The sequence below is a fragment of the Priestia sp. P5_B4 genome, from assembly GCF_056400385.1.
In genome coordinates this window covers 1-1,112 of sequence record NZ_JBFULJ010001098.1, presented here as the reverse complement: position 1 = coordinate 1,112, position 1,112 = coordinate 1, and the positions used below count along the sequence as shown (strand labels likewise).

The 1,112-nt window shown below is 39.2% G+C and carries 2 protein-coding genes; both read right to left on the bottom strand.

Annotation, left to right across the window (positions count from 1 at the left end; translation table 11 throughout):
* A partial coding sequence (locus AC1DRF_RS29100; protein WP_477742455.1) for an MATE family efflux transporter occupies positions 1-402 on the bottom strand: 402 nt, incomplete at its 3' end.
* Between the two features lie 154 nt (positions 403-556).
* Positions 557-1,112, bottom strand: a 556-nt coding sequence (locus AC1DRF_RS29095; protein ID WP_477742454.1) for an HlyD family secretion protein, incomplete at its 5' end; no start/stop codon positions are given.

Sequence of the window (1,112 nt, the reverse complement as noted above, 5' to 3'; positions counted from 1 at the left end):
GCTTTGTGCATACATCAGCACGTCACCTTGTAAGTTCATCGCTTCCATCATATGTCTGGAAAACAAAAGAAAACCCGCGCTAATGACTAGCCCGACTCCTAAATTTAACGTAACGGCCAAAGCAGAAATCTTTGACGCTTCCATATACCGTTTTGATCCTAAATACTGAGAGACAACAATTGCCGCCCCGTTACCAATGACCTCTAACACCAAAATCGCAATGTGAAGGTATTGATTGGCTGCTCCGACTCCTGATACGGCATCATCCGACAGCGCACTTAGCATAAAGGTATCAGCAATCCCCATTAACATAAAAAGAAACACTTCTAAAAAGATCGGCCACGTTAAGAAAAACAAATTCAGCTTTTCTTTTGGCCCTTTTTTTGTTTCGACCGCGGTCATCCCATCACCTTCTTTACCGATATCCAATTTCAAACAAGAAGTATCTTACCACACATTTCCTTTGTATACATCCCCTTTTTARCACATTTTTTATTTTATTTGTTTAGGCATAAAAAAAGCCGCTCCATTAGAGGAAGCAGCTTTTTTTCCGTTATTAAATTGAAATTTTCACTTCTGCGTTCATACCTGGAAGAACTTTATCTGATGCATCATCAATTGAAATTTTCACCGGTACTTTTTGCGTTACTTTTGTATAGTTTCCTGTATTTTGAGCAGGAAGCATAGAAGACACTGAGTTTGTTGCGCGACCGATTGCTTCAACGTGACCTTTGAAAACTTTACCTGAGTCTCCGTCCACTGTAATATCGACGCTGTCTCCTTCTTCTAAGTCACCTAGGTCTGTTTCTTTAATGTTTGCATTGATGTAGATTTTAGATAAATCAGCTGTTTGTGCTAACACATCGCCAGCTTTTACTAATTGATTTTGAGATGCGTTGTTTTTAATAATTGTTCCGTCAATCATAGACGTTACGTCTGTTGATTTTTCGCCTTCTTTTAAGCTTCCAACAGAATCACCTTGAGAAACGCTATCTCCTTCTTTTACATTCCATTCGCTTAACTGACCGTTAGCTGAAGCGATGACTTGTGAAAGCGGTGCTTCTACCTGCGCTTCATCTGTTTTAACGTAATTTGCTTTTTCGTAGAAATAA